The 2,500-nt window shown below is 54.2% G+C and carries 1 tRNA gene and 2 rRNA genes (1 of these 3 cut by a window edge); all 3 read left to right on the top strand.

The features are described 5' to 3' along the window. A 23S ribosomal RNA gene (locus tag FIV46_RS03970) occupies positions 1-1,754 on the top strand (it extends 991 nt beyond the left edge of the window). Positions 1,755-1,879: 125 nt separating this feature from the next. Then, a 5S ribosomal RNA gene (gene rrf / locus FIV46_RS03965) occupies positions 1,880-1,994 on the top strand. A 410-nt stretch (positions 1,995-2,404) separates the two neighbouring features. Beyond that, positions 2,405-2,481: transfer RNA gene (locus FIV46_RS03960), tRNA-Met, on the top strand. The last annotated feature ends 19 nt before the right edge of the window (positions 2,482-2,500 follow it).

The raw sequence follows: 2,500 nt of genomic DNA, 5'->3' as shown, positions 1-2,500 counted from the left end.
CATGTCTAAGTGGGAAAGCAAGTGAGAAGGCCAAAACAACCAGGAGGTTGGCTTAGAAGCAGCCACCCTTTAAAGAAAGCGTAACAGCTCACTGGTCTAATAGCCATCTCGCAGCGAAGATGTAACGGGGCTCAAGACATGTACCGAAGCTTTGGATTTGATACTTTGTATCAAGTGGTAGCGGAGCGTTCTGTAAGCCTGCGAAGGGTGACCCGCGAGGGCGCCTGGAGGTATCAGAAGTGCGAATGTTGGCATGAGTAGCGATAAAGAGTGTGAGAGACACTCTCGCCGAAAGTCCAAGGGTTCCTGCGTAAAGCTAATCTGCGCAGGGTTAGCCGGTCCCTAAGGCGAGGCCGAAAGGCGTAGTCGATGGGAACTCAGTTTAATATTACTGGGCCTGATGAGATGTGACGGATGGTGTAAGTTGTTCCTCCTTACTGGATTGGAGGGGCTGCGAAACTGTTCCAGGAAATAGCCTCATCATATAGACCGTACCCGAAACCGACACAGGTGGACAGGTAGAGCATACCAAGGCGCTTGAGAGAACTATGTTGAAGGAACTCGGCAAATTGCCTCCGTAACTTCGGGAGAAGGAGGCCCTCCATGAAGGCAACTTTTTGGAGGGGGCACAGACCAGGGGGTGGCGACTGTTTACTAAAAACACAGGGCTCTGCGAAGTCGCAAGACGACGTATAGGGTCTGACGCCTGCCCGGTGCCGGAAGGTTAAAAGGAGGTGTGAGAGCACTGAATTGAAGCCCCGGTAAACGGCGGCCGTAACTATAACGGTCCTAAGGTAGCGAAATTCCTTGTCGGGTAAGTTCCGACCTGCACGAATGGCGTAACGACTTCCCCACTGTCTCCAACATAGACTCAGCGAAATTGACTTGCCCGTGAAGATGCGGGCTACCCGCGGTTAGACGGAAAGACCCCGTGCACCTTTACTACAGCTTCAGAATGATAATGGATATGTTATGTGTAGGATAGGTGGGAGACTTTGAAACCGGTGCGCCAGTTCCGGTGGAGTCGTTGGTGAAATACCACCCTTAACCTGTCTATTATCTAACCGCGCCCCGTGAACCCGGGGCCGGGACCTTCTGTGGTGGGTAGTTTGACTGGGGCGGTCGCCTCCCAAAGAGTAACGGAGGCGCGCGATGGTAGGCTCAGGCTGGTCGGAAATCAGCTGTGAGAGTGCAATGGCATAAGCCTGCCTGACTGCGAGACTGACAAGTCGAGCAGAGACGAAAGTCGGTCATAGTGATCCGGTGGTCCCGTGTGGAAGGGCCATCGCTCAACGGATAAAAGGTACGCCGGGGATAACAGGCTGATACTGCCCAAGAGCTCATATCGACGGCAGTGTTTGGCACCTCGATGTCGGCTCATCTCATCCTGGGGCTGGAGCAGGTCCCAAGGGTATGGCTGTTCGCCATTTAAAGAGGTACGTGAGCTGGGTTTAGAACGTCGTGAGACAGTTCGGTCCCTATCTGCCGTGGGCGCAGGAGAATTGAGAGGAGCTGTCCCTAGTACGAGAGGACCGGGATGGACGCACCTCTGGTGGACCTGTTGTGGCGCCAGCCGCATTGCAGGGTAGCTATGTGCGGAAGGGATAACCGCTGAAAGCATCTAAGCGGGAAGCCCCCCTCAAGATAAGTTCTCCCTTGAGAGCCGTGGAAGACCACCACGTTGATAGGCCGGATGTGGAAGTGTGGTAACACATGAAGCTGACCGGTACTAATTACTCAATAGACTTGAATATCCCGTCATGAACAGAGATGAGATCTGTAAAAGATCCCGTTCATGCGCGCTCATGCAAAACTTATCATTGGCCTCAAAAAGGCCAAATCAAAACGGAATATAAAACAAACCCATGTTTTTAATTGACCTGGTGATCTTGACGCCTGTGTCCCACCCGGCTCCATCCCGAACCCGGAAGTGAAACCAGGTTGTGCCGATGGTACTTCGTCTTAAGGCGCGGAAGAGTAGGTCGTCGCCAGGTCTATTAAAAACATGAGTTTAAAATACAAACCCATTCATAATGTCAGAAAATCATCGCGCTCAAGTAGCCGCTAGGCGATAGCGCATGAAAAAGACAGCGGCCCATAAAGCCGCTTTTTTTTGTAGGTTGATTATCTCTCGCGGCAGGCTCGCTTACGCTCACGCCTCCGAGGGGGCGCCGAAAAGTCGGCGGCGGTCAGTCGACCGCTCTGGAGTATACACTCCAGCCGTCCGTAGGACGGAAAGGCCAAGCGGCCGTCGCGCACGTTTGCGCGGAAGCCAAGGCCGGAGGCCGCACGGCGCTTGAGTGCCAATAAAGTTTACCGCGGGGTCGAGCATGCCCCAGCCTCGGGTCCCCCGAGGCGGAATTAAAAATGCCGGGCTGCACTGCGCAGCCTTGAACTAACTTGACGCGGGGTGGAGCAGCCCGGTAGCTCGTCAGGCTCATAACCTGAAGGTCGCAGGTTCAAATCCTGCCCCCGCAACCAACGGAAGTTGACGCCGCCC

The organism is Emcibacter nanhaiensis, assembly GCF_006385175.1.
GTDB lineage: Bacteria > Pseudomonadota > Alphaproteobacteria > Sphingomonadales > Emcibacteraceae > Emcibacter > Emcibacter nanhaiensis.
The sequence above is the reverse complement of the archived record's forward strand: the minus strand, read 5'-3'. Positions and strand labels throughout refer to the sequence as shown.